This is a genomic window from Rubrivivax gelatinosus, assembly GCF_004340905.1.
Classification (GTDB): Bacteria; Pseudomonadota; Gammaproteobacteria; order Burkholderiales; family Burkholderiaceae_C; genus Rubrivivax; species Rubrivivax gelatinosus.
Genome location: NZ_SLXD01000012.1, coordinates 159,972 through 185,823, shown reverse-complemented (window position 1 = coordinate 185,823; position 25,852 = coordinate 159,972). Strand labels below are relative to the sequence as shown.

22 protein-coding genes are annotated in these 25,852 nt (G+C 70.7%); 15 read left to right on the top strand and 7 right to left on the bottom strand.

Going from position 1 to position 25,852, the window contains the following annotated elements:
* Window positions 1-24: 24 nt before the first annotated feature.
* The gene (gene icmF, locus EV684_RS18555) at window positions 25-3,312 is read right to left on the bottom strand and encodes a fused isobutyryl-CoA mutase/GTPase IcmF (RefSeq protein ID WP_132648779.1); all 3,288 of its coding nucleotides are present in this window, start codon (window positions 3,310-3,312) and stop codon (window positions 25-27) included.
* 188 nt (window positions 3,313-3,500) lie between these two features.
* Here icmF and EV684_RS18550 point away from each other — a divergent pair, with 188 nt between their 5' ends.
* Window positions 3,501-4,259: a type III pantothenate kinase gene (locus EV684_RS18550; protein ID WP_132648778.1), complete on the top strand. Its 759-nt coding sequence runs from the start codon at window positions 3,501-3,503 to the stop codon at window positions 4,257-4,259.
* Between the two features lie 209 nt (window positions 4,260-4,468).
* On the opposite strand, the gene hslU is transcribed toward EV684_RS18550, so the two are convergent.
* The 5 genes from hslU to EV684_RS18520 form a co-directional block, all read right to left on the bottom strand.
* Entirely contained in the window at window positions 4,469-5,788 is a 1,320-nt protein-coding gene (gene hslU / locus EV684_RS18545; protein ID WP_200222380.1) for an ATP-dependent protease ATPase subunit HslU, read from the bottom strand.
* 59 nt (window positions 5,789-5,847) lie between these two features.
* Window positions 5,848-6,387: an ATP-dependent protease subunit HslV gene (hslV, locus tag EV684_RS18540; protein ID WP_132648777.1), complete on the bottom strand. Its 540-nt coding sequence runs from the start codon at window positions 6,385-6,387 to the stop codon at window positions 5,848-5,850.
* Between the two features lie 77 nt (window positions 6,388-6,464).
* The gene (locus EV684_RS18535) at window positions 6,465-8,186 is read right to left on the bottom strand and encodes a hypothetical protein (protein ID WP_132648776.1); all 1,722 of its coding nucleotides are present in this window, start codon (window positions 8,184-8,186) and stop codon (window positions 6,465-6,467) included.
* Window positions 8,187-8,241: 55 nt separating this feature from the next.
* Window positions 8,242-8,889 (bottom strand): RNA polymerase-binding protein DksA, encoded by a 648-nt coding sequence (gene dksA, locus EV684_RS18530; RefSeq protein WP_243651211.1) that lies wholly within the window; start codon window positions 8,887-8,889, stop codon window positions 8,242-8,244.
* A 159-nt stretch (window positions 8,890-9,048) separates the two neighbouring features.
* On the bottom strand, window positions 9,049-10,083 hold the full coding sequence (locus tag EV684_RS18520) for a CobW family GTP-binding protein (protein WP_132648775.1): 1,035 nt from the start codon (window positions 10,081-10,083) through the stop codon (window positions 9,049-9,051).
* 121 nt (window positions 10,084-10,204) lie between these two features.
* On the opposite strand from EV684_RS18520, the gene EV684_RS18515 reads away from it, so the two are divergent.
* Genes EV684_RS18515 through EV684_RS18490 form a run of 6 tightly spaced genes read left to right on the top strand, consistent with a single transcriptional unit; the run spans window position 10,205 to window position 17,212 of the window.
* Window positions 10,205-11,095: an HlyC/CorC family transporter gene (locus EV684_RS18515; RefSeq protein WP_132648774.1), complete on the top strand. Its 891-nt coding sequence runs from the start codon at window positions 10,205-10,207 to the stop codon at window positions 11,093-11,095.
* Between the two features lie 40 nt (window positions 11,096-11,135).
* Window positions 11,136-12,674, top strand: a complete 1,539-nt coding sequence (gene lnt / locus EV684_RS18510; RefSeq protein ID WP_132648773.1) for an apolipoprotein N-acyltransferase — start codon at window positions 11,136-11,138, stop codon at window positions 12,672-12,674.
* A gap of 31 nt (window positions 12,675-12,705) precedes the next feature.
* The gene (glyQ, locus tag EV684_RS18505; protein WP_132648772.1) at window positions 12,706-13,623 is read left to right on the top strand and encodes a glycine--tRNA ligase subunit alpha; all 918 of its coding nucleotides are present in this window, start codon (window positions 12,706-12,708) and stop codon (window positions 13,621-13,623) included.
* A 4-nt stretch (window positions 13,624-13,627) separates the two neighbouring features.
* Window positions 13,628-15,793 (top strand): glycine--tRNA ligase subunit beta, encoded by a 2,166-nt coding sequence (glyS, locus tag EV684_RS18500; protein WP_132648771.1) that lies wholly within the window; start codon window positions 13,628-13,630, stop codon window positions 15,791-15,793.
* 13 nt (window positions 15,794-15,806) lie between these two features.
* Complete coding sequence (gmhB, locus tag EV684_RS18495; protein ID WP_132648770.1) at window positions 15,807-16,415, top strand: D-glycero-beta-D-manno-heptose 1,7-bisphosphate 7-phosphatase; 609 nt, start codon at window positions 15,807-15,809, stop codon at window positions 16,413-16,415.
* Window positions 16,415-17,212 (top strand): lysophospholipid acyltransferase family protein, encoded by a 798-nt coding sequence (locus EV684_RS18490; RefSeq protein ID WP_132648769.1) that lies wholly within the window; start codon window positions 16,415-16,417, stop codon window positions 17,210-17,212. The genes gmhB and EV684_RS18490 overlap by 1 nt, the downstream gene beginning before the upstream one ends.
* Here the strand turns inward: EV684_RS18490 and EV684_RS18485 are convergent.
* Window positions 17,155-17,886: an aspartate/glutamate racemase family protein gene (locus EV684_RS18485; protein WP_132648768.1), complete on the bottom strand. Its 732-nt coding sequence runs from the start codon at window positions 17,884-17,886 to the stop codon at window positions 17,155-17,157. The two genes, EV684_RS18490 and EV684_RS18485, sit on opposite strands and share 58 nt — an antisense overlap.
* Window positions 17,887-18,059: 173 nt before the next feature.
* On the opposite strand from EV684_RS18485, the gene EV684_RS18480 reads away from it, so the two are divergent.
* The 8 genes from EV684_RS18480 (at window position 18,060) to EV684_RS18445 (ending at window position 25,829) form a co-directional block, all read left to right on the top strand.
* On the top strand, window positions 18,060-19,082 hold the full coding sequence (locus tag EV684_RS18480; protein ID WP_132648767.1) for an ABC transporter ATP-binding protein: 1,023 nt from the start codon (window positions 18,060-18,062) through the stop codon (window positions 19,080-19,082).
* Window positions 19,083-19,110: 28 nt separating this feature from the next.
* Window positions 19,111-20,379: an ABC transporter substrate-binding protein gene (locus EV684_RS18475; protein ID WP_132648766.1), complete on the top strand. Its 1,269-nt coding sequence runs from the start codon at window positions 19,111-19,113 to the stop codon at window positions 20,377-20,379.
* Between the two features lie 83 nt (window positions 20,380-20,462).
* Entirely contained in the window at window positions 20,463-21,344 is an 882-nt protein-coding gene (locus EV684_RS18470) for an ABC transporter permease (RefSeq protein ID WP_132648765.1), read from the top strand.
* A complete protein-coding gene (locus EV684_RS18465) occupies window positions 21,345-22,226 on the top strand; it encodes an ABC transporter permease (RefSeq protein ID WP_132648764.1) in 882 nt (293 codons plus the stop codon).
* Window positions 22,223-22,918 carry a GntR family transcriptional regulator gene (locus EV684_RS18460; protein WP_132648763.1) on the top strand — a complete coding sequence of 232 codons (696 nt, stop codon included), beginning with the start codon at window positions 22,223-22,225 and terminating at the stop codon, window positions 22,916-22,918. Before EV684_RS18465 ends, EV684_RS18460 begins: the two co-directional genes overlap by 4 nt.
* Before the next feature lie 23 nt (window positions 22,919-22,941).
* Complete coding sequence (locus EV684_RS18455; protein ID WP_132648762.1) at window positions 22,942-23,784, top strand: M48 family metallopeptidase; 843 nt, start codon at window positions 22,942-22,944, stop codon at window positions 23,782-23,784.
* A gap of 347 nt (window positions 23,785-24,131) precedes the next feature.
* Window positions 24,132-24,557 carry a MerR family transcriptional regulator gene (locus EV684_RS18450; RefSeq protein ID WP_132648761.1) on the top strand — a complete coding sequence of 142 codons (426 nt, stop codon included), beginning with the start codon at window positions 24,132-24,134 and terminating at the stop codon, window positions 24,555-24,557.
* Window positions 24,558-24,650: 93 nt separating this feature from the next.
* Entirely contained in the window at window positions 24,651-25,829 is a 1,179-nt protein-coding gene (locus EV684_RS18445; RefSeq protein ID WP_132648760.1) for an isovaleryl-CoA dehydrogenase, read from the top strand.
* The last annotated feature ends 23 nt before the right edge of the window (window positions 25,830-25,852 follow it).

Here is a 25,852-nt window from a genome sequence, read left to right as displayed (position 1 = left end):
TCGCCCGCCGCTTCGGCGATGCCGTTACATGCTGCGCCGGTACTGCCCGCCGACCTCGAACAGCGCGCCGGTGATCTGCCCCAGCGAGCAGACGCGCACCGCGTCCATCAGCACCTCGAAGACGTTGGCGTCGGCGATCACCGCCTGCTGCAGCCGGCGCAGCATCGCCGGCGCCTCGGCGGCGTGGCGGGCGTGGAAGTCCGCCAGCCGCGCGAGCTGGCTCTGCTTCTCGTCTTCGGTCGAACGCGCGAGCTCGATGGTCTCGGGCACCGGGTCGCCGTGCGGGTTGCGGAAGGTGTTGACGCCGATGATCGGGTGCCGGCCGTCGTGCTTCAGCGTCTCGTAGTGCAGGCTTTCTTCCTGGATGCGGCCGCGCTGGTAGCCGGTCTCCATCGCGCCGAGCACGCCGCCGCGTTCGGCGATGCGCTCGAACTCGGCCAGCACCGCCTCCTCGACGAGCTCGGTCAGCTCGTCGATGACGAAGGCGCCCTGGTTCGGGTTCTCGTTCTTCGCCAGGCCCCACTCGCGGTTGATGATCAGCTGGATCGCCATCGCCCGGCGCACGCTCTCCTCGGTGGGCGTGGTGATCGCCTCGTCGTAGGCGTTGGTGTGCAGCGAGTTGCAGTTGTCGTAGACCGCGATCAGCGCCTGCAGCGTCGTGCGGATGTCGTTGAACGCGATCTCCTGGGCGTGCAGGCTGCGGCCGCTGGTCTGGATGTGGTACTTCAGCTTCTGGCTGCGTTCGTTGGCGCCGTAACGCTCCTTCATCGCCAGCGCCCAGATGCGGCGCGCGACGCGGCCCATCACCGTGTACTCCGGGTCCATGCCGTTGCTGAAGAAGAAGCTCAGGTTGGGCGCGAAGTCGTCGATGTGCATGCCGCGCGCCAGGTACGCCTCCACGTAGGTGAAGCCGTTGGCGAGCGTGAACGCGAGCTGGCTGATCGGGTTGGCCCCGGCCTCGGCGATGTGATAGCCCGAGATCGACACCGAATAGAAGTTGCGCACGCCGTGGTGCACGAACCACTGGGCGATGTCGCCCATCACCTTCAGGCTGAACTCGGTCGAGAAGATGCAGGTGTTCTGGCCCTGGTCCTCCTTGAGGATGTCGGCCTGCACCGTGCCGCGCACGTTCTCGAACACCCAGGCGCGGATCTTGGCCGCCTCGTCGTCGGTGGGCTCGCGGCCGTTGTCGGCGCGGAACTTCTCCAGCTGCTGGTCGACGGCGGTGTTCATGAACATCGCCAGGATCGTCGGCGCCGGGCCGTTGATTGTCATGCTGACCGAGGTGCTGGTGCTGCACAGGTCGAAGCCCGAGTACAGCACCTTCAGGTCGTCGAGCGTGGCGATCGACACGCCCGAGTTGCCGACCTTGCCGTAGACGTCGGGCCGGCGCTCGGGGTCGTGGCCGTACAGCGTCACCGAGTCGAAGGCGGTGGACAGGCGCTTGGCCGGCATGCCCTCGGACAGCAGCTTGAAGCGCCGGTTGGTGCGAAAGGCGTCGCCTTCGCCGGCGAACATGCGCGTCGGGTCCTCGTTCTCGCGCTTGAAGGCGAAGACACCGGCGGTGTACGGGAACGAGCCGGGCACGTTCTCCAGCAGCAGCCACTTCAGGCGCTCGCCGTGGTCCTCCCAGGTCGGCAGCGCGACCTTGCGGATCGTGTTGCCCGACAGCGTGGTGTGCGTCAGCGCGGTGCGGATCTCGCGGTCGCGGATCTTCACGACGTACTCGGCGCCGGAATAGGCGCGCTGCATCTCGTCCCACTGCGCCAGCAGCTTGCGCGCCTGCGGGTCCAGCCGCGCCTCGCGCTGCTCGGCGAGGTCGGCGGTGGCCTCGGCGGCACGCTGGCGCTCGGGCTTGTCCAGCCGCAGCATCGCGGAGGCGGCGCGCAGCTGCTGGATCTCGCGCGCCAGCGCCGCCTGCTCGCGGGCGCGGCGCTTGTAGCCGCGCACCGCGTCGGCGATGTCGGCGAGGTAACGCGTGCGCCCGGGCGGCACGATGGCGTGCTGGCAGGTCGAGACGCGTGTCGCCACCACCTCCAGCCGGCCGTCGGCCAGCGGCAGGCCCAGCGCCGCCAGGCGGGGTTTCATCGCCTGGGCCAGCGCGGTGACGCCGTCGTCGTTGAAGCGGCTGGCCATCGTGCCGAAGACCGGCATCGTTTCCGGCCGCTCGGCGAAGGCGCCGCGGTTGCGCTGCACCTGCTTGCAGACGTCGCGCCAGGCGTCGGCGGCGCCCTTGCGGTCGAACTTGTTGATCGCCACGAACTCGGCGAAGTCCAGCATGTCGATCTTCTCGAGCTGGCTGGCGGCGCCGAACTCGGGCGTCATCACGTAGACCGGCAGGTCCACGTGCGGCACGATGGCCGCGTCGCCCTGGCCGATGCCCGAGGTCTCGACGACGACAAGGTCGAAGCCGGCGGCCTGCACCGCCAGCAGCACGTCGGGCAGGGCCTGGCTGATCTCGCTGCCGAAGTCGCGCGTGGCGAGGCTGCGCATGAAGACCCGCGGGCCGTTCTGCCACGGGCCGATGGCGTTCATGCGGATGCGGTCGCCGAGCAGCGCGCCGCCGCTCTTGCGCCGGCTCGGGTCGATCGAGATCACCGCGATGCGCAAGGCGTCATCCTGGTCCAGGCGCAGGCGGCGGATCAGCTCGTCCGTCAGGCTGGACTTGCCGGCGCCGCCGGTGCCGGTGATGCCGACGACCGGCGCCTTGTGCCCGGCGGCGGCCAGCGCGGCCTTGAAACCGGGGTCGGCGCGGCCGTTCTCCAGCGCCGTGATGGCCTGCGCCAGCGCGCGCCAGGCGGCGTCGCCGTGGCCCTGCAGCGCGGCGACGTCGGAGGGCGCCTGCGGCGACAGGTCGCGGTCGCAGCGCATCACCATCTCGCCGATCATGCCGGCCAGGCCCATGCGCTGGCCGTCCTCGGGGCTGTACAGGCGCGCGACGCCGTAGGCCTGCAGCTCGCGGATCTCGGCCGGCACGATGACGCCGCCGCCGCCGCCGAAGACCTGCACCTGCTCGCCGCCGCGGGCGCGCAGCTGGTCGACCATGTACTTGAAGTACTCGACGTGGCCGCCCTGGTAGCTGCTGATCGCGATGCCCTGCGCGTCCTCCTGCAGCGCCGCGGTGACGACCTCGTCGACCGAGCGGTTGTGGCCGAGGTGGATCACCTCGCAGCCCATGCTCTGCAGGATGCGCCGCATGATGTTGATCGACGCGTCGTGGCCGTCGAACAGGCTGGCGGCGGTGACGAAACGCACCTTGTGCGTCGGGCGGTAGGCGGCGAGGGCCTGGTAGTCGGCGGACAGCTCGGTCATGGCGGTCGTCGGTGGAGGCGGTTGCACGCGATTGACGTTTACGTCAACGTCAATCGCGGATCATGCCGATCCGCCGCCGCGGCGGCACAACGAATCCGTCGGGGTTATCCCGCTCGACAGATTCGGGCGCGCTACCCTCGCGGCACTGTTACGCTCGCGCCCTCGTGCCGTCCGGCCCCTCGTTCACCATGACTTTTCTCGCCATCGACATCGGCAACACGCGCCTGAAGTGGGGCCTGTACGACGCCCCCCGGCCCGGCGCGACGCTGCTGGCGCACGGGGCCGCGTTCCTCGAAACCATCGACACGCTGGCCGACACCGACTGGAAGGCGCTGCCGGCACCGGCCGCGATGCTGGGCTGCGTGGTGGCCGGCGACGTCGTGCGCCGCCGCGCCGAGGAGCAGCTGGAGATCTGGGACCTGGAGCCGCGCTGGGTGGTGCCGACGGCGCAGGACTGCGGCGTCGTCAACGGCTACGAACACCCCAGCCGCCTGGGCGCCGACCGCTGGGCGGCGCTGGTCGGCGCACGCCAGCGCGCGCTGGCCGGCGGCCTGCGGCGGCCGGCGCTGGTGGTGATGGTCGGCACCGCGGTCACCGTCGACGCGCTCGACGCCGACGGCCGTTTCCTCGGCGGGCTGATCCTGCCGGGCTTCGGCCTGATGCTGCGCGCGCTGGAGATGGGCACGGCCGGGCTGAAGGTGCCCACCGGCGAGGTGGTCGACTTCCCGAAGAACACCAGCGACGCGCTGATGAGCGGCGGCGCTGCGGCGCTGGCCGGCGCCATCGAACGCCAGCACCGGCGCCTGGTTCAGGTCACCGGCGCGTCGGCGCTGCTGCTGATGACCGGCGGCGCGGCGGTCAAGCTCGCGCCGCTGGTGCACCCGCCGTTCGAGATCGTCGATTCGCTGATCTTCGAGGGCCTGCTCGCGCTCCAGGCCCGGCGGTGATGGAGCCCCCAAGCTCGCATTCGCTCGCTACCCCCCAAGGGGCTGAGCCCGGACGAGAGCCGTCCTGTGGACGGATCGCGCCTGGCGAAGGGCCGGGCCACTGGCCCGGCGCGGCCTGCAAGGCCGTCCGCCGACGACCCGGCGAAGCCGGGTCGTGGCGGGAAGCTTGATGGCCGGCGCCTAGGAGCCGGCTCGGGCTCGTTGACCGCCTAGAGGATGTAGCGCGACAGGTCTTCGTCGCGCGACAGCTCGCCCAGGCGGCGGTCGACTTCGGCGGCGTCCACCGTCACCGTCTCGCCGCCGCGGTTCGGGGCGTCGAAGCTGACGTCGTCGAGCAGGCGCTCCATCACCGTCGCCAGGCGGCGCGCGCCGATGTTCTCGGTGCGTTCGTTCACGTCGTAGGCGATCTGGGCGAGGCGGCGCACGGCCTCGGGCGCCAGCTCCAGCGTCACGCCTTCGGTGGCCAGCAGCGCCTGGTACTGCTTGACCAGGCTGGCATGGGTGCTGGTCAATATGGCCTCGAAGTCGTCGACCGACAGCGAGCCCAGCTCGACGCGGATCGGGAAACGCCCCTGCAGCTCCGGGATCAGGTCGCTGGGCTTGGCCAGGTGGAAGGCGCCGCTGGCGATGAACAGGATGTGGTCGGTCTTGACGATGCCGTACTTGGTGCTGACGGCCGTGCCCTCGACCAGCGGCAGCAGGTCGCGCTGCACGCCCTGGCGCGAGACGTCGGCGCCGCCGTGTTCGGCGCGTGCCGCCACCTTGTCGATCTCGTCGATGAAGACGATGCCGTTGCCCTCGGCGTTGGCCAGCGCGGCGCCGCGGATCTCCTCCTCGTTGACCAGCTTGCCGGCTTCCTCCTCGGTCAGCTTCTCCAGCGCCTCGGCGATCTTCAGCTTGCGCACGTTGCGCTTGCCCTGGCCCATCTGCGAGAACAGGCCCTTGAGCTGCTCGGCCATCTCCTCCATGCCCTGCGGCCCGAGGATCTCGAGCGAAGGCTTGGGGTCGGCGACCTCGATCTCGATCTCCTTGTCGGCCAGCGCGCCTTCGCGCAGGCGCTTGCGCATCACCTGGCGGGCGGTGTTCTCGCCGCTCTCGCGCAGGTCGCGCGGCGGCGGCACCAGGGCGTCGAGCACACGTTCCTCGGCGGCGTCCTCGGCCTTGGCGCGCTGGCGGCGGATGGCCCGTTCACGCTCCTGCTTGACCGCCACCTCGACGAGGTCGCGCACGATGGTGTCGACGTCCTTGCCGACGTAGCCGACCTCGGTGAACTTGGTCGCCTCGACCTTGACGAAGGGCGCGTCGGCGAGCTTGGCCAGGCGGCGTGCGATCTCGGTCTTGCCGACGCCGGTCGGGCCGATCATCAGGATGTTCTTCGGCGTGATCTCGCCGCGCAGTTTCTCGTCGACCTGCTGGCGGCGCCAGCGGTTGCGCAGCGCGATCGCGACGGCGCGTTTGGCGGCGTTCTGGCCGACGATGTGGCGGTCGAGCTCGGAGACGATCTCCTGCGGGGTCATCGAGTGGGTCATCGCGGGGGGCGCCGGCCGCGCGGGCCGGGCGAAGGTGGGGCAGGGGCGGGGCGCGGGCGTCAGGCGCCCAGCACCTCGATGGTGTGCGACTGGTTGGTGTAGATGCACAGGTCGCCGGCGATCTCGAGCGAGCGCTTGACGATGTCCTGCGGCGCCAGCTCGGTGTGCTGCAGCAGCGCACGCGCGGCGGCCTGGGCGTAGGCGCCGCCGGAGCCGATCGCGACGATGCCGTGCTCGGGTTCGAGCACGTCGCCGTTGCCGGTGATGATCAGCGAGCAGCTCGTGTCGGCCACCGCCAGCATCGCCTCCAGGCGGCGCAGCACGCGGTCGGTGCGCCAGTCCTTGGTCAGCTCGATGGCCGCGCGCTGCAGATGGCCCTGGTGCTTCTCGAGCTTGGCCTCGAAGCGCTCGAACAGCGTGAAGGCGTCGGCGGTGGCCCCGGCGAAGCCGGCGAGCACCTGGTCGCGGTAGAGCTTGCGCACCTTGCGCGCGCTGGACTTGACGACGATGGTGCCGAGCGTCACCTGGCCGTCGCCGCCGAGCGCGACGAGGGGGCCGCGGCGCACGCTGAGGATGGTGGTGCCGTGAAAGGATTCCATGGTCTGCTGCAGGTGGGGCTGGTCGGGCGTGCTTCAAGTCGGTCGGCCCCGGCGCGCGGACGCGGCCGGCGCGGCCTTCAGACCTTGCGCACCTGGACCTTGGCGTGGGCGTTGATGCCCATCGCGCCGAAGAACAGCGCGACGAGGCGGTGGGCGTCGACGAACATCACCGAGCGCTTCTCGGTCTCGCCCTTGGTGATGACCCAGTTCAGCAGGTCACCGGCGGCGATGAAGTCGACGCGGATCAGGCGTGCGCAGGACACGCTGACCAGCGGCGCGGCACCGAGCTGGCCGTCGAGCAGCGTCAGCGTCTTGCCGATGTCGCCGACCAGCTGGCCGGTGAGTTCGACATGCGCCTGCTCCACCTGCATCACGGTGTCGTCGGGCATCGCCGACTCGAGAAAACTCGTCGACACCTCGCCCACCATCGACATCGGCGGCGTGCGCGTGGACAGCCCTCCGCTGCTGATGCGCACGCGGCAGCGCGCCGCCTCCCAAGACGGCGGCGAGACCTCGTAGGTGACGCAGTAGTCGATCGCCGCCTCGTCGAACTGGTCGGCGCGGTTGGCCAGGCGAAGCGCGTCCAGCCGGGCAAGCCAGAACGCCGGGTCGGCGTCGCGCACGCCGGTGGGCGCGGCTTCGGCGAGCACGGCAAAGAGCTGGTCACCGCCGATCCAGCGCATCTCCAGCGCCTGCCCGGCCCACAGCCGGAACAGCGTCGACAGCTGCATCGCCGCCTCGGGGTCGATCGAGCGCAGGCGACTCCAGTCGAAGACCCAGGGCAGCGGCATCTGCAGCGTCAGCGAACGCAGCCGGGCCAGCGCGTCCATGTCCAGCGTCTCGGGGCAGGACCAGCCGACCTCGCCCGAGGCGCGTGTCGATGGCCCGCTGCCGCGCGGGCGTTCCTCGGCCACCGCCTCGGCGACCAGCTTGGGCAGCGAATACCACTGCGGCGCCGACCAGCCGAACTGCTGCGCATAGTCGATCGCCAAGCTCTCGAACCGCGCCTGCTGGCCGATGGCACGGTAGAGATCGAAGAGCACCAGCCAGGTCTCGGCGTGCTGGGCACGCGCGCCGCCCACGCCGGTGAGCTCCTGCAGAGCCTGCTCGCAGGTGTTGAAGTCGGCGTTCGCGAACGCGATCACCGCCTCGTCGAGTTCGGGGTCGTGCACGACCTCGCTGACCTCGACGGCAAAGGGGCTGCCGAACTCGCTGGACATCGGCATCACGCCGCTGGGCACCGAGGTCGGCAGCGTCAGCGTCGGGATCGCCGCCGGCGTGGCGGGCATCGGCGGCAGCTCGCCGGGCATCGGCTGCGTCAGCGGCGCGAACTCCAGGCCGCCGGCGGGTTGAGGCGGCGGTGCCGGGCTGCGCGGCGCGGGCTCGCGTGCCACGGCCGGCGCCGCGCGTGCGCCGCCGCGGGCGGCGTCGTACCCGCCGCCGACCATCTGCTGCTCGATGGCGTCGATCTTCTCCTTGACGCCGGAGTCGACACGCGCCCCCGAGGACTCGGGCAGCCGGGCCTCGGAGTCGTCGAGCCGGGAGGAGCCTCCCAGGGCGGCGAGCTGGTCGGGCGACAGCCCTTCGCGGCGCACGCGGCGCAGCATGTCGAACTCGCGCTTGCGGACGAAGTCGTTGCGCCGCTTGCGTTCGATCATCGCCTTGAGCTCGGTCTTCTCGAGTTCGAGCTCGCGGCTGTCGTCCTGGCGCGAGTTCAGCTCGGTCCAGTCGGTCGTCGGGTTGGCGACGAACCGCACCACCTTGCGGAAGAAGCTCTCGCCGTCCTTGGGGTCCGCCATGGTCGTAATGTAGCCGGCGGCAGCACGGCGCCGGCGCCGTGTGGCGTGCCCGGCGTCAGTCGCCGAACATCTTCTGCTTCAGCTCGCGGCGCTGCTGCGCTTCCAGCGACAGCGTCGCGGTCGGGCGCGCGAGCAGGCGCGCCAGGCCGATCGGCTCGCCGGTCTCGTCGCAGTAGCCGTACTCGCCGCTGTCCAGGCGCGCGATCGACTGGGCGATCTTCTTGAGGAGCTTGCGCTCGCGGTCGCGGGTGCGCAGCTCCAGCGCGTGCTCTTCCTCGATCGTCGCCCGGTCGGCCGGGTCCGGCACGATCGAGGTGTCCTCGCGCAGGTGTTCGGTGGTTTCGCCGGCGTTGGACAGCAGATCGTCCTTCTGCGCCTGCAGACGCGTACGGAAGAACTCGATCTGCTTCTCGTTCATGTACTCGCTGTCGGGCATCGCGAGCAGTTCGGCCTCGGTCAGGTCGCGGCCGGCCTTGTTTTTCCAGGCATCGGCGAGCTTGGGGTCGGCCTTGGCGGCCGGCTTGGTGACGTCCATCGGTTCGGTCGAGTTCTTGGGCGCCGGGCGGGCCGGCGCAAAACGAGCAGTGAAACGGTTTTCCGGCTGGGCCGGTGCGGGCGAGGGAACGGGCGCCGCCGGGGCCTTGCCGGCCTTGGAGGCCGTCTTGGCTGCGGCGACCGCGGGCTTGGCTGGGGACTTGCTCACGGGAGTCTCTCCTCGCCCTGGTTCCAGGGACGCGCTGAATGTCCTGTTATACCCGCAGCCCTGGGTCGGGTCCTCGGGGCCGGTGGGCCGCGAAGCGCGCGGATTGTAGCCACGGCTGGCTCCGCTGCGGGGCCTGTTCGCCGAGGTCGTTGGCCGCCCTCAGACGAGGCACTGCTCCAGCCCCTGTTCGAGGATGTCGCGCGGCAGGTCGATACCGATGAAGACCAGCTTGCTCAGCTTGTCTTCGCCCGGCGCCCACTTCGGCCCCAGGTCGCTGCCCATCAACTGGTGCACACCCTGGAAGACGACCTTGCGGTCGCTGCCCTTCATGTACAGCACGCCCTTGTAGCGCAGCATCTTCGGACCGTAGACCTGGACCACCGAACCGAGGAAGTCCTCCAGCTTGGCGGGGCTGAACGGCCGCTTGGCGCGGAAGACGAAGGACTTCACGTCGTCGTCGTGCGCGTGATGGCTGGGGTGGTCGCAGGCCTCGCCGTCGTGGTGGTGATGGTGGTCGTGCGCGTGCGCCTGGTCGGCCAGGAAGTCCGGGTCGATGTCGAGCTTGGTGCTGAGGTTGAAGCCCTTGAGGTCGAAGATCTCGGCGATCGCGACCTCGCCGAAGTGCACCGAGCGCTGCGGCGCACGCGGGTTCATCTGGCGCAGCCGGTACTGCAGCGCGTCGAGCGCGGCGGCCGGCGCCAGGTCGGACTTGCTGATGAACAGCCGGTCGGCGAACCCGACCTGGCGGCGCGCCTCCTGGCGCGTGTTGAGCTGCTCGTCGGCGTGCACCGCGTCCACGAGCGTGAGCACCGAGTCGAGCAGGTAGCTCTCGGCGATCTCGTCGTCCATGAAGAAGGTCTGTGCCACCGGGCCGGGGTCGGCCAGGCCGGTGGTCTCGATGACGACGCGGTCGAAGGCGATCAGGCCCTTGCGGCGGCGTTCGGCCAGGTCCGACAGCGTCGAGCGCAGGTCCTCGCGGATCGTGCAGCAGACACAGCCGTTGCTCATCTGGATGATCTGTTCCTCGGTGTCGGCGACGAGGATGTCGTTGTCGATGTTCTCCTCGCCGAACTCGTTCTCGATGACGGCGATCTTCTGGCCGTGCGTTTCGGTCAGCACGCGCTTGAGCAGCGTCGTCTTGCCGCTGCCCAGGAAGCCCGTGAGGATGGTGGCCGGGATCAGTCCGTTGCTCATGGTGTCGGGGGGCTGGGGGAGAAAGAGGCCCTCCCACTTGAGGGCGGCAGACTGTCTTGCAAGCCCCCGGCCGTGTCAAGCGCGTGGGGTATTCTTCGCTACCCCCACTGCCGACACCCTCGTGTCCGAACCTCCTTCTTCCAAGTCCGCGCGCGGCGCGACGCCGCCGCCCGCGGACAAACGCTCCTTCTTCGAGCGCCTGGTCGAGTTCGTCTCGCCCGGCCCCGACAGCAAGGACGAGCTGATGAAGACCCTGGCCGACGCCGAGCAGCGCGAGCTGATCGAGCCCGAGTCCAGGCTGATGCTCGAAGGCGTGCTGCGCATGGCCGACCTGAGCGCCGGCGACGTGATGGTCGCCGCGCCGCGCATGGACCTGCTCGACATCGACGCGAGCTACGACGCGCTCCTCTCGGCCGTCATCGCGGCCGGGCACTCGCGGTTCCCGGTCTACGAGGACAAACGCGAGAACGTCATCGGCATCCTGCTGGCCAAGGACCTGCTGAAGCTGCAGCGTGCGCCCGAGCTGAACCTGCGCACGCTGCTGCGCCCGGCGGTCTTCGTGCCCGAGAGCAAGCGCCTGAACGAGCTGCTGCGCGACTTCCGCTCCAACCGCAACCACCTCGCGATCGTCATCGACGAGTTCGGCAACACCGCCGGGCTGATCACGATCGAGGACGTGCTCGAGGAGATCGTCGGCGAGATCGAGGACGAGTTCGACGATCGCGACGACGGCCGCGGCGACGCCGGCATCTACACGCTGGCCGACGGCTCGCAGCGCGTCGCCGGCGACGTCGAGATCGAGGCCGTCAACCGCGCCTTCGCCGTCGAGCTGCCGACCGCCGACTTCGACACCATCGGCGGCCTCGTCGCGCAGGAGTTCGGCCGCGTGCCGCGGCGCGGCGAGTCGCTGGAGATCGGCGGCCTGCGCTTCACGGTGATGCTGACGCGGGGCGGCGCCGTGCGCTGGTTCCGCGTCTGGCGCATCGGCGCGTCCGGCGAACCGCGCGCATGACGCGCGTCGCGGCCGTGAACGCCGCCCGCGAGGGGCGGCGATGACCCGGATCATGTTCACGACGGCGCGGCCGGCCGCCCGCGGGCGCTGGTCGCTGCCGCTGGTGATGGCCGCGCTCGGCGCGCTGCAGACGCTGGCCTTCGTGCAGACCACGGCCTGGCCGCTGGCCGTGGTGTCGACGGCGCTGCTGGCGCTGGCCTGCGGACGTGCCGCGCCGGCGCGTGCCGCGCTGCTGGGCTGGGCCTACGGCTTCGGCTGGCTGGCGGCGGGCACCTGGTGGCTGTACGTCAGCATGCAGCGCTACGGCGGCCTGCCGGCGCCGCTGGCGGCGGCCGGCGTCGCCGCGCTGGCCGCGGCACTGTCTCTTTATCTGGCGGCGGCGATGGCCGCTTTCGCCCGCTGGCGGCGCGGCTGCGCCGCGCCCGACGCGGCGCTGTTCGCGGCGCTGTGGCTGCTGGCCGAACTGGCGCGCGGCGTGCTGTTCACCGGCTTCCCCTGGGTCGCCTCGGGCTACGCCCTGGTCGACGCGCCGCTGGCGGCGCTGGCGCCTTGGGTTGGCGTCTACGGCCTCGGGGCGCTGCTGGCCTTGGCCGCCGGGCTGCTGGCGCATGCCGCGGCGGCGCGGCGAGGGCGCGTCGCGCCGGTGCTCGCGGCGCTGGCGCTGCTCGGCCTGCCGGGGCTGGCGGCGCTGCAGCGTTTCGACGCGCCGGCCGGCGCGCTGGCGGTGACGCTGGTGCAGACCAACGTCGCGCAGGACGAGAAGTTCGCCGTCGAGCGCATGCCCGAGGCCATGGCCTGGCTGGAGCAGGCGCTGGACGGCGCGCGCGGCCAGCTCGTCGTCGCGCCCGAGACCGCGGTGCCGCTGCTGCCGTTCCAGCTGGCCGAGTTCGCGCCCGGCTACTGGGAGCGGCTGGCCGCGCGTTTCGCCGCGCCCGGGCGCGCGGCGCTGGTCGGCGTGCCGCTGGGCGACTTCGAGCGCGGCTACACGAATTCGGTCGCCGGGCTGTCCGACGGCGAGCGCTACCGCTACGACAAGCACCACCTCGTGCCCTTCGGCGAGTTCGTGCCGACAGGTTTTCGCTGGTTCACCGAGGCGATGAACATCCCGCTGGGCGACTTCGACCGCGGCGTCGTCGACCCGCCGTCGTTCGCCGTGCTCGGTCAGCGCATCGGTCCCAACATCTGTTACGAGGATCTGTTCGGCGAGGAGCTGGCGCGGCGTTTCGCCGACCCGGCGGCCTCGCCGACGATCTTCGCCAACGTCTCGAACATCGCCTGGTTCGGCGACACGGTGGCGCTGCCGCAGCACCTGAACATCTCCCGCCTGCGCGCGCTGGAGTTCCAGCGGCCGATGATCCGCGCCACCAACACCGGCATGACGGTGGTCATCGACGCCCGCGGCGTGGTGACGGCGCAGCTCGCGCCCGGCACGCGCGGCGTGCTCGAAGCCGAGGTCGAGGGCCGCAGCGGCGTCACGCCGTTCGCCTGGTGGGCGGCGCGTTTCGGGCTGTGGCCGCTGGCGGGGCTGGCGGCGCTGGTCGTGATGCTGTCGGCGGGGTGGGGGCGGCGGGCTGCGTAAACTTCCGGGTTTTCCGTACGCGCCCGCCGTCATGCTCACCTTCCAGCAGATCATCCTCAAGCTGCAGTCCTACTGGGACGCCCAGGGCTGCGCCCTGCTGCAGCCCTACGACATGGAAGTCGGCGCCGGCACCAGCCACACCGCGACCTTTCTGCGTTCGATCGGCCCGGAACCCTGGAAGGCGGCCTACGTGCAGCCCAGCCGCCGCCCCAAGGACGGCCGCTACGGCGAGAACCCGAACCGCCTGCAGCACTATTACCAATATCAGGTGGTGCTCAAGCCCGCGCCGGCCAACATCCTCGACCTCTACCTCGGTTCGCTCGAAGCGCTGGGCTTCGACCTGAAGGCCAACGACGTGCGTTTCGTCGAGGACGACTGGGAGAACCCGACGCTGGGCTGCTGGGGCCTGGGCTGGGAGGTGTGGCTCAACGGCATGGAGGTGACGCAGTTCACCTACTTCCAGCAGGTCGGCGGCATCGACTGCAAGCCGATCACCGGCGAGATCACCTACGGCCTGGAGCGCCTGGCGATGTATCTGCAGGGCGTGGACAAGGTCTACGACCTGCAGTGGACCGACACGCTGAAGTACGGCGACGTCTACCACCAGAACGAGGTCGAGCAGAGCACCTACAACTTCGAGCACAGCGACGTCGAGTTCCTGCTCACCGCCTTCGCCGCGCACGAGAAGCAGTCCAAGTACCTGATGGAGCAGCAACTGGCGCTGCCGGCCTACGAGCAGCTGCTGAAGGCCGGCCACACCTTCAACCTGCTGGACGCACGCGGCGCGATCAGCGTCACCGAACGTGCCGGCTACATCGGCCGCATCCGCAACCTGGCGCGCGCCGTCGCCCAGAGCTACCTCGACAGCCGCGCCCGCCTGGGCTTCCCGCTCGCGCCGCGCGAGTGGGCCGACGAAGTCGCCGCGCAACTCGCGAAGAAGGCGGCCTGACACCATGACCGACAAGAAGAACCTGCTCGTCGAACTCTTCGTCGAGGAACTGCCGCCCAAGGCGCTGAAGAAGCTGGGCGAGGCCTTCGCCGCCGTGCTGGCCGACGGCCTGCGCGCCCAGCAGCTCGCCGCGGCCGACGCCGCTGTCACCGCCTACGCCTCGCCGCGCCGCCTGGCGGTGCAGGTCGCCGGCGTCGCCGCCAAGGCGCCTGACCAGGCCGTCAGCACCAAGCTGATGCCGGTGGCCGTGGCGCTGGCCGCCGACGGCAGCGCCTCGCCGGCGCTGCTGAAGAAGCTGGCCGCGCTGGGCCACGGCGCCGAGGTCGTGGCGCAGCTCAAGCGCCAGGGCGAAGGCAAGAACGAGGCGCTGTACCTGGACAGCATCCAACCCGGCGCGACGCTGGCCGAGGGCCTGCAGAAGGCGCTGGCCGAAGCCGTCGCCAAGCTGCCGATCCCCAAGGTGATGAAGTACCAGCTCGCCGACGGCTGGACCAGCGTCGACTTCGTGCGCCCGGCGCACGGCCTGATCGCGCTGCACGGCTCGCAAGTCGTGCCGGTCGGCGTGCTCGGCCTGCAGGCCGGCCGCACGACGCACGGCCACCGCTTCGAGGCGGCGACGCCGACCGTCGAGATCCACGACGCCGACCGCTACGCCGCGCAGCTGCGCGACGAAGGCGCCGTCATCGCCAGCTTCGCCGAACGCCGCGCCGAGATCGTGCGCCAGCTGAACGAGGCCGCCGCGAAGGAAGGCCTCAAGCCGATCGACGACGACGCGCTGCTCGACGAGGTGACGGCGCTGGTCGAACGCCCGAACGTGCTGCTGGCGCGTTTCGAGCCCGAGTTCCTGGCCGTGCCGCAGGAGTGCCTGATCCTGACGATGAAGGCCAACCAGAAGTACTTCCCGCTGCTCGACGCCCAGGGCCGGCTGACCGAACGGTTCCTCGTCGTCAGCAACATCCGCCCGGCCGATGCCAGCCGCGTCGTCGGCGGCAACGAGCGTGTCGTGCGCCCGCGCCTGGCCGACGCCAAGTTCTTCTTCGACCAGGACCGCAAGAAGACGCTCGAGTCGCGCATCCCGGCGCTGGCCAAGGTCGTCTACCACGGCAAGCTGGGCAGCCAGGGCGAACGCGTCGAGCGTGTGCGGGCGATCGCGCGCCACATCGGCGAGCAGCTCGGCGGCGCCGCGCTGGCGGCCCAGGCCGACCGCGCCGCGCTGCTGGCCAAGGCCGACCTGCTGACCGACATGGTCGGCGAGTTCCCCGAGCTGCAGGGCGTGATGGGTGGCTACTACGCGCGCCACGACGGCGAGACCGAAGCCGTCGCGCTGGCCGTCGAGGACCACTACCGCCCGCGTTTTGCCGGCGACGCGCTGCCGCGCACCGACGCCGGCCTGGCCGGCATCACGGTCGCGCTGGCCGACAAGCTGGAGACGCTGGCCGGTCTCTTCGGCATCGGCCAGTTGCCCACCGGCGACAAGGACCCGTTCGCGCTGCGCCGCCACGCGCTGGGCGTGATCCGCATGCTGGTCGAGAAGGCGCTGCCGCTGTCGGTACCGGCGCTGGTGTCGGCCGCCTTCGCCGCCTTCCCGGCCGGGCACGGCCAGGCCCAGGCCGAGGTGCTGCGTTTCCTCGACGAGCGCCTGGTCGGCTGGCTGCGTGAACAGGGTTACAGCGCGCACGAGGTCGACGCCGTCGTCGCCTTGCGCACCGAACGCTGGGCCGAGCTGCCGCAGCGTCTGGCCGCGGTGCGCGCCTTCGCCGCGCTGCCCGAGGCGCCGGCGCTGGCCGCCGCCAACAAGCGGGTCGGCAACATCCTGAAGAAGGCTGACGACGTACCTACTGGCCTGAGTGCGCTGGCGCAGTTGCACGACGCTGGCAAGGCTTCGCCGGAGTTCCAGGTGGCACAGGCACTGCTGGTCGAGCCGGCCGAAGCCGCGCTGTTCGACGCGCTGGGCCGTGTCGCGCCGCAGGCCGACGAAGCCTTCGCCCGCGCCGACTACACCGCCTCGCTGCAGGCGCTGGCGGCGCTGAAGGCGCCGGTCGACGCCTTCTTCGACGCCGTGATGGTCAACGCCGAGGACCCGGCGCTGCGCCGCAACCGCCTGGCGCTGCTGGCCACGCTGCACGCCGCGATGAACCGCGTCGCCGACCTCTCGCGGTTGGCCGCCTGACGAGGAGACAGCCATGCCTGCGCCGTCGCTCAAGCTCGTGATCCTGGGCCGCGACGGCATCCTCAACGAGTACCGCGAGGATCACGTCAAGGGGCCCGAGGAATGGGTCACGATCAAGGGCTCGCTGGAGGCCGTTGCGCGGCTGAACCACGCCGGCTGGCACGTCGTGCTGGCCACCAACCAGGCCGGCATCGGCCGCGGCATGATCGACATGGTCTCGGTCAACGCCGTGCACGCCCACATGCAGCGCCAGCTCGCGGCGCTGGGCGGGCGCTTCGACGCGGTGTTCTTCTGCCCGCACACGCCCGAGGAGCAGTGCGACTGCCGCAAGCCGCTGCCGGGTTTGCTGCTGGAGGTCGGCCGGCGCTACGGCGTCGACCTGAAGAGCGTGCCGATGGCCGGCGACACGGTGCGTGACCTCGTCGCCGCGCGCGCCGCCGGCTGCGAGCCGCACCTGATCCTCTCCGGCCGCGCCGCCGCGCTCGACGACGAGCAGCTGCACCACACGCTGCACCAGGTGCCGGGCGCGCGCGCCCACGCCAGCCTGTCGGCCTTCGTCGACTACGTGCTGCAGCGCGACCGCAGCCAGCCGCAGGAGGCCGCCGCGGGAGACCGCAGCTGATGCGCGCCGGCGGGCTGGCGCGCTCGGCGCTGTACTGGGCCTGGCTGACGCTGACCGTCGCGCCCTGGGCGACGGTGCTGCTGCTGGCCTCGCTGGTCGCGCCCAAACGCGTCTGCTACCGCATCTGCGTCGGCTGGGTGACGCTGGCGATCCGCAGCGCGCGTGTCATCTGCGGTGTCGCCTGGCGCGTGCACGGCATCGAGAACGTGCCGACACGCGCCGACCGCTACTCGGCCGTCGTGCTCGCCGCCAAGCACCAGTCGACCTGGGAGACCTTCGCGCTGCCGATGCTGATGCCGCATCCGATCGCCTACGTCTTCAAGCGTGAGCTGCTGTGGGTGCCGTTCTTCGGCTGGGCGCTGGCGCGTCTGGACATGATCCACATCGACCGCTCGCGCCGCGCCGAGGCCTGGAACAAGGTGGCCAAACAGGGCCGGCGCCTGTTCGACCTGGGCAACTGGGTGATCATGTTCCCCGAGGGCACACGCACGCGGCGTGGCACCCAGGGCGCCTACAAGACCGGCGCCGCGCGCCTGGCCATCACTGCCGGCGTGCCCATCGTGCCGATCGCCGTGGCCGCCGGCCGCTGCTGGCCGGCCCGGAGCATGCTGCTGCGGCCCGGTCTGGTCGAGGTCTCGATCGGCGCGCCCATCGATTCCGCCGGCCGCCAGCCCGACGAGCTGATGCGCGAGGTCGAAGCCTGGATCGAGGCCGAGATGCGCCGCCTGGACCCCGAGGCCTACACGCCGAAACCCGCCGCCCAGCCGGCCCAGGGTTTGGACCGCGGCGACGCGTAGTCGCCGGTCTTCGGCGTCTTCAGCCCCAGCGCCGCCAGCGCCTCGGCGAACTTGACCGCGGCGGCGACGCCGTCGACGACCGGCACGCCCAGCCGCGCCTGCAGCGTGGCGGCCAGCCCGGCCATGCCGGCGCAGCCCAGCACGACGGCCTCGCTGCGGTCGGCCGCCAGCGCGCGCCTTGCGGCGGCTTCCAGCGTGTCGACCAGCGCCTCGCCGGCCGCCTCCAGGTCCAGCACCGGGATGTCGGTGCCGTGGATGCCGCGGCAGACGCGCTCGAAGCCGTAGCGCTGCACCAGGCGCTCGGCGATGACGCAGGTGCGTGTCATCGTCGTCACGACCGAGAAGCCGGTGGCCAGCATCGCCGCGGCGTGGAAGGCGGCCTCGGCGACGCCCAGCACCGGGCCGGCCAGCACCTCGCGCGCGGCGTCGACACCCGGGTCGCCGAAGCAGGCGATGACGGTGGCGTCGAAGCCTTCGCCGGCCGCCAGCCGCGCCTGCTCGGCGACGCCGGCGGCGCCGAAGGCGTCGTCGAAATGGCCCTCGATCGACGCCGGGCCGAAGCTCGGCTGGCGCGCGACGATCTCGGTGCCGGGCGCGGCGACCTCGCGCGCCGCGGCGGCGATCGCCGCCGTCATCGCGGCCGAGGTGTTGGGGTTCAGCAGCAGCAGTCTCATCGTCCGCCTTCCGTCCATCGCGGTGCAGTTTGCATACAAAGTGGCCGGGCTGGTGCGTGTTTCACCGGGCTGGTGAGCACGCGCTTGGTGCCCGACTGTCGACAAAACCCCTTCTGCAAGGGGCGGGCCCGGGCCCCGGCTTCTGGCACGCTCGTTGCGTTCGGCCGGCGTCGATGAGTACCCGCACCGACCTGGAACTCGCAGCGCTCGCCAAGCACTACGGCGACGCGGTCGCCGTGGCCGGCATCGAGCTGAAGATCGCCGGCGGCAGCTACTGCTGCCTGCTCGGGCCCTCGGGCTGCGGCAAGACCTCGACGCTGCGCATGATCGCCGGCCACGAGACGCCGACCTCGGGCCACGTCATCGTCGCCGGCCGCGAGGTCACGCACCTGTCGCCGGCCGAACGCGGCACGGCGATGATGTTCCAGAGCTACGCGCTGTTCCCGCACCTGACGGTGCTCGACAACGTCGCCTTCAGCGCGAAGATGAAAGGCGTCGCACGCGCGGAACGCGAGGCAAGGGCGCGTGAACTGCTGGAGCTGGTGGCGATGACGCCGTACGCGGCGCGCCTGCCGGCGGCGCTGTCGGGCGGCCAGCAGCAGCGTGTGGCGCTGGCGCGCGCGCTGATGATGCGTCCGCGCGTGCTGCTGCTCGACGAGCCGCTGTCGGCGCTGGACCCCTTCCTGCGCCTGAAGATGCGCGCCGAGCTCAAGCGCTGGCACCAGGAGCTGGGCATGAGCTTCGTGCACGTCACGCACTCGCAGGAAGAGGCGATGGCGCTGGCCGACCTGGTCGTCGTGATGAACCACGGCCGCATCGAGCAGGCCGGCAGCGCGCGCGAGGTCTTCGAGCGCCCGCGCACCGAATTCGTCGCGCGTTTCATCGGCGCGCACAACGTCATCGAGACGCCGGCCGGCAAGGTGGCGGTGCGCAGCGACCGCGTGCGCCTGGGTTTCGACGGCGACGGCGTGCCGGTCACGGTGCAGGCGATCGAATACCAGGGCGCGCAGGTGCAGGTGCACGTGCAGGCCCTGGGCGACACCGCTGACGTCGCAGACGCCGCTGACGACGAGGCGCCGGTCCACACCTGGACCGCGGCGCTGTCCGATGCCGATTTCCACGCGCGCCCGTTCGAGCCCGGGCAGCGACTGGCCATGCGCTGGCCCGAAGCCGAAGCGCACCCGCTCGAAGCCTGACATCACCTCACCCCCAGGAGCACCCTCGATGAGCGATCAACCACGTGCGGCCGGCACCTCGCGCCGCCAGGTCCTGAAGATGGCCGGCGCCGCCGGCGTCGGCCTGGCCGGTTTCCCCTACGTGCACGCGCAGGAGAAGATCACGCTGCGCTACCTCGGCACCGCGGTCAACCAGGACCGCCGCATCGCCGAGAAGTTCGAGGCCGACACCGGCATCAAGATCCAGTACATCGCGGTGACCACCGACGACGTCACCAAGCGCGCGGTGACGGCGCCGAACTCGTTCGACCTGATCGACACCGAGTACTTCAGCCTGAAGAAGATCCTGCCGACCGGCAACCTGCTGGGCATCGACACCAGGCGCATCAAGAACGCCGACAAGATCACGACGCTCTTCACCCAGGGCACGGTCGGCGGCAGGAAGGTCGGCGACCAGGGCACGGCGCCGAAGAAGGTGATGTACCTGGACAAGCCCGACGCGAAGACCTTCTCCGCCGCGCCGACCCCGTACATGACGCTGATCCCGACGGTCTACAACGCCGACACGCTGGGCATCCGCCCCGACCTGATCAAGCGCCCGATCGAGAGCTGGAAGGAACTGCTGAACCCCGAGTTCAAGGGCAAGGCGGCGATCCTCAACATCCCGTCGATCGGGATCATGGACGCGGCGATGGTCGTCGAGGCGATGGGCCTCTACCAGTACCCCGACAAGGGGAACATGACCAAGAAGGAGATCGACCTCACGATCAAGACGCTGATCGAAGCCAAGCGCGCCGGCCAGTTCCGCGCGCTGTGGAAGGACTTCAACGAGAGCGTCAACCTGATGGCCTCGGGCGAGGTCGTGATCCAGTCGATGTGGTCGCCGGCGGTGACCGCGGTGCGCACCAAGGGCATCCCCTGCGTGTTCCAGCCGCTGAAGGAAGGCTACCGCGCCTGGGCCGCCGGCTTCGGCATCCCGCGCACGCTGAATGGCCGCAAGGCCGACGCGGCCTACGAGTTCATCAACTGGTTCCTCGACGGCTGGGCCGGCGCCTACCTCAACCGCCAGGGCTACTACAGCGCCGTGCTCGACACCGCCAAGGCCAAGATGGAAGCCTACGAGTGGGCCTACTGGATGGAAGGCAAGCCCGCCGCCAAGGACATCAAGAGCCCCACCGGCGACCTGCTGGCCAAGGCCGGCAGCGTGCGCGACGGCGGCAGCTATGAGGCGCGCATGGGCGGCATCGCGTGCTGGAACTCGATCATGGACGAGAACCAGTACATGGTGCAGAAGTGGAACGAGTTCGTCGCGGCTTGACGCCCCCCCCCGAAGCGCCTTCGGCGCTCCCCCCCAGGGGGGCGGCGCCAGCGGCCTGGCAGAGCCAGTTCCGCGGCGCCAGCTTGGTCGCGCGGCGGACCGCGCTGCTCAGCTGGCTTCAGGCGCTGCCGCTGGCGGCGGTGTTCGCCGTCTTCTTTCTCATCCCGCTGGCGCTGATCGTCACCGTCAGCTTCTGGCAGGCGACCGACTACGAGCTGATCCCGGCGTTCACGCCGCAGGCCTATCTGGACCTGTTCTCCGGCTGCGGCGGCGGTGCCGACGATCTCTGCGTCACGCTGAGCACCTACGGCTCGACGCTGAGGTTCGCGCTGCTGACCTGGGTGATCACCGGCGTCGTCGGCTTCACGGTCGCCTATTTCCTCGCGTTTCACGTGCGCTCGACGCTGGTGCAGACGCTGCTCTTCATCGTCTGCACCGTGCCGTTCTGGACCAGCAACGTGATCCGCATGATCTCGTGGATCCCGCTGCTGGGCCGCAACGGCCTGGTCAACGACGCGCTGCTCGGCATCGGCCTCGTCGACCAGCCGGTCGAGTGGCTGCTGTACTCCGACTTCTCGGTCGTGCTGGCCTTCGTGCACCTGTACACGATGTTCATGATCGTGCCGATCTTCAACTCGATGATGCGCATCGACCGCTCGCTGATCGAGGCCGCACGCGACGCCGGCGCGACGCCGTGGCAGACCGTGCGCCACGTCGTGCTGCCGCTCAGCAAGACCGGCATCCTGATCGGCTCGATCTTCGTCGTCGCGCTGGTGATGGGCGACTTCGTCACCGTCGGCGTGATGGGCGGCCAGCAGATCGCCTCGGTCGGCAAGACGATCCAGGTGCAGGCCAGCTACCTGCAGTTCCCGGCCGCGGCGGCCAATGCCGTCGTGCTGCTGGCGGTGGTGCTGATGATGATCGTCGCGCTGATGCGCCTCGTCGACCTGCGCAAGGAGCTCTAGATGGCCGCCGAACGCCGCCCGCGCCCCGCCAGCTTCTGGCTGCTCGCGCTGTTCTTCTGCGCCTTCGTGCTCTTCCTCTACGGCCCGATGTTCGCGATCTTCGTGCTCAGCTTCCAGGGGCCCGAAGGCGGGCTCACCTTCCCGCTGCGCGGTGTCTCGCTGCACTGGTTCCGCCAGCTCTGGGAGGGCATCGGCACGGTGGACATCGGCGCCGCCTTCCGGCGCTCGCTGGCGCTGGGAGCGGTCGTCATGGCGCTGACAGTGGCGCTGTCGCTCGCTGCCGGCCTGGCCTACCGCAAGCGCCTGCCTGGCGGCACGGCGCTTTTCTATATCGTCGTCGCCAGCCTGATCATGCCGTCCATCGTCGTCTCGCTGGGCATCGGCTTGATGTTCCGGCTGCTCGACGGCGTGCTGCGCGGCTGGCTGGAGGCGCACGCGCCCTCGCTGGCCGAGAACTTCGTCAGCACGCTGGGGCTGTTCAGCTCGGGGCTGGGCGCACAACTCACCTGGACCCTGCCTTTCGGCCTTCTGATCATGTTTGCCGTCTTCAACCGCTTCAACCCGGCCTACGAGGAAGCCGCACGCGACCTCGGCGCCAGCCCGCGCCAGAGCCTGCTGCACGTCGTGCTGCCGCTGATCGGCCCCAGCCTGGTCGGCATCGGCATGTTCGGCTTCACGCTGTCCTGGGACGAGATCGCACGCTCCTCGCAGGCGATGGGCGACCTCAACACCTTGCCGCTGGAACTGCAGGGCCTGACGACGACGGTGACGACGCCGGTCATCTACGCGCTGGGCACGGTGACGACGGTGGTCTCCTTCCTCGTCGTCGGCGCGACGCTGGCCGTGGTCTGGGCCTGGCGCCGGCGCGGAGGCGGCGCATGAAGACCGCCACGCCCGCGGCCGCGACGGCGACACAGCGCGTCTACGACACGATCCACGCGGCGATCGTCGAGCACCGGCTGGCGCCCGGCACGCGGCTGCGCGAGGTGGAGCTGGCGGAGGGATTCGGCGTCTCGCGCACCGTCGTGCGCCAGGCGCTGCACCGGCTGGGCCAGGACCAGGTCGTCGAACTGGAGCACAACCGCGGCGCGCGTGTGCCGCAGCCCACGCGCGAGCAGGCCGCGCAGGTGTTCGACGCGCGCCGCGTCGTCGAATGCGAGCTGGCGCGCCGCCTGGCCGGCAAGCTGAGCGCCGCGCAGCGCGCCGAACTCGACGCGCTGGTGCGCCAGGAAGCCGAGGCCGAGGCGCGCGGCGACGCGCCGGCGGCGATCCGGCTGTCGGGCGAGTTCCACCGCGCGCTGGCTCGTTTCGCCGGCAACCCGGTCTTCGTGCGCCTGCTCGACGAACTGCTGCCGACGACCTCGCTGCTGATCGCGCTGTACCAGGGCGGCAGTGCACGCACCTGCGCCGCGCACACCCACACCGGGCTGCTGACGGCGCTGGCCGGCGCCGGCAGCGGCGCGGCCGGCGAGATGCGCCGCCACCTGTCGGAGATCGAGCGCTCGCTGAGCGTCGGCGAAGCCGTTCCACCGACGCCGCTGCGCGACCTGTTCGCCCCCTATCGCGAGACCTGAAGCGGCTTTCCTAGAATCGGGACATGCCGCCCGTGCCCGACGCCGCGTCCGCGAGCCAGCTCTCTTTGTTCGACGCGCCGCCTGAGCCCACCTCGCCGCCTCCGGCCGCGCGTGCGGCGGCGCCGTCGCCGGTCGGTTTCCTGCATCCACGCGCGCAGCGCGAGATCCGGCTCGGCGAACACCTCGTCGGCTACGAGCTGCGCCGTGCGCGCCGGCGCAGCATCGGCTTCGTCGTCGGCGCCGAGGGCCTGAGCGTCAGCGCGCCGCGCTGGGTGGCGGCGGCCGACATCGACACCGCGCTGCGCGCCAAGGCCGACTGGATCCTGCGCAAGCTGCACGAGCAGCGTGAACGCGGCCGCCGCCTGGCTGCGGCCCGCGTGGACTGGCGCGACGGCGCGACGATTCCCTTCCTCGGCCGCGAGCTCGTGCTGCGCCTGGACCCGATGGCCAGCGGCGCGGTGCTCGACGCCGACAGCGGCACGCTGCGCCTGGGCCTGCCGCAGGGCGCGACACGCGAGCAATGGCGCGACGCGGTGCAGAGCTGGCTGCAGCGCCAGGCGCGCCGCATCTTCGAGGAGCGCATCGCGCGCTTTGCGCCGCAGCTCGGCGTCAGGGTCGGCCGGCTGACGCTGAGTTCGGCTGCCACGCGCTGGGGCAGCGCCAGTGCCGACGGTTCGATCCGCCTGAACTGGCGCCTGGTGCACTTCGCGTTGCCGGTCGTCGACTACGTCGTCACCCACGAGCTGGCCCACCTGCGCGAGATGAACCACAGCGCGGCCTTCTGGGGTGTCGTGCGTTCGGTCATGCCCGACTACGAGCAGGCGCGCGGCGCGCTGCGTCACGAGGTGCTGCCGGTCTTCGACTGAATCGGCCTGATTGACTCGTGTCAAGCTGGAAGGCTGCAACCTGCAAAGGTTTGGGGGCGGATTCCGTTCACCGGTGTATGGGCGGCGGAGATGTCTTGCGTCACACTTTGGAACAACGCTGTCATCACCGTCGGCGCAGGGAACGGTTCAATGAAACCGGCGAGTGGCGGCGGATCCTGCAAGGGGTCCGCTGCCCGCTCGACTACCCCGACCCGCGTGCGTCCGCCGCCGCCTCCTCCTCGCCTTTGTGTTCGTGTGCCGCCTCCGGGCCGGCCCCAGGGCTCGTTCGCCTGCCGCGGCTTACAGTCGGGCGTTCCGCTTTACGTTGACGTCAACGTCACTCGCCCATGGATACGACGCGCGCCGGCAGCCGCACCTACACCATCACCGAACTCGCGCACGAGTTCGACGTCACGCCGCGTGCGATCCGCTTCTACGAGGACGTCGGCCTGCTGACGCCCGGGCGCCAGGGCCGCCAGCGCGTCTACGCGGCGCGCGACCGCACGCGGCTCAAGCTCACGCTGCGCGGCAAGCGCCTGGGTTTCTCGCTGCAGGAGATCAAGCAGCTCGTCGACATGTACGACTCGCCGTCGGACACGGCGCAGCAGCTCGAGGCCTTCCTCGGCACGCTGGCCGCGCACCGGCGCCAGCTCGAGCAGCAGCGCGAGGACCTGGAAGTCACGCTGGCCGAGATCGTGCAGCACGAGCAACGCTGCCGCACGCTGCTGGCGGCCGCGGCGCCGGCGCCACGAGCTCGGGTCAGCCCCCGTTGAGCCGGGCCGCCGGGCCGGGTAGATTGACGTTTACGTAAACGTCAACATCAACGAGCCGCCGGCATCGACTGGCTGCCGCACCTGGAGACAAGCATGAGCCTGCCCGGCCTGGATTTCATGCTCGGCGACGACATCGAGGCGCTGCGCGACGCGGTGCGCGCCTTCGCCGTCGCCGAGATCGCCCCGCGCGCCGCCGAGATCGACCGCAGCGACCGTTTCCCGATGGACCTGTGGCGCAAGATGGGCGAGCTGGGCGTGCTCGGCATCACCGCGCCCGAGGACTACGGCGGCGCCGGCCTCGGCTACCTCGCGCACATGGTCGCGATGGAGGAGATCTCGCGCGCCAGCGCCTCGGTGGGCCTGAGCTACGGTGCGCACAGCAACCTGTGCGTCAACCAGATCCGCCGCAACGGCAGCGAGGCCCAGCGGCAGCGTTACCTGCCCAGGCTGATCAGCGGCGAGCACGTCGGCGCGCTGGCGATGAGCGAACCCGGCGCCGGCAGCGACGTGCTGGCGATGAAGCTGCGCGCCGTCGAGCGCGGCGGCGTCTACGTGCTCAACGGCAGCAAGATGTGGATCACCAACGGCCCCGACGCCGACACGCTGGTGGTCTACGCCAAGACCGAGCCCGAGCTCGGCGGCCGCGGCGTCACCGCCTTCATCGTCGAGAAGGGCATGAAGGGTTTCTCGGTGGCGCAGAAGCTCGACAAGCTGGGCATGCGCGGCAGCCACACCGGCGAGCTCGTCTTCCAGGACGTCGAGGTGCCGGCCGAGAACGTGCTCGGCGAGCTCAACGGCGGCACCCGGGTGCTGATGAGCGGGCTGGACTACGAGCGTGCGGTGCTCGCCGCCGGGCCGATCGGCATCATGCAGGCGGTGATGGACGCCGTCGTGCCCTACGTGCACGAACGCCGGCAGTTCGGCCAGAGCATCGGCGAGTTCCAGCTCATCCAGGCCAAGCTGGCCGACATGTACACCGTGCTGCAGGCCGGGCGCTCGTTCTGCTACACGATCGGCAAGAACCTCGACGCGCTGGGCGCGGGCCACGTGCGCCGGGTGCGCAAGGACTGCGCCAGCGTCATCCTGTGGTGCGCCGAGAAGGCCACCTGGATGGCCGGCGAGGGCATCCAGATCTTCGGCGGCAACGGCTACATCAACGACTACCCGCTGGGCCGGCTGTGGCGCGACGCCAAGCTCTACGAGATCGGCGCCGGCACCTCGGAGATCCGGCGCATGCTGATCGGCCGCGAGCTGTTCGCCGAGACGGCCTGAGGGCTGGGGGAAACACGGGCTGC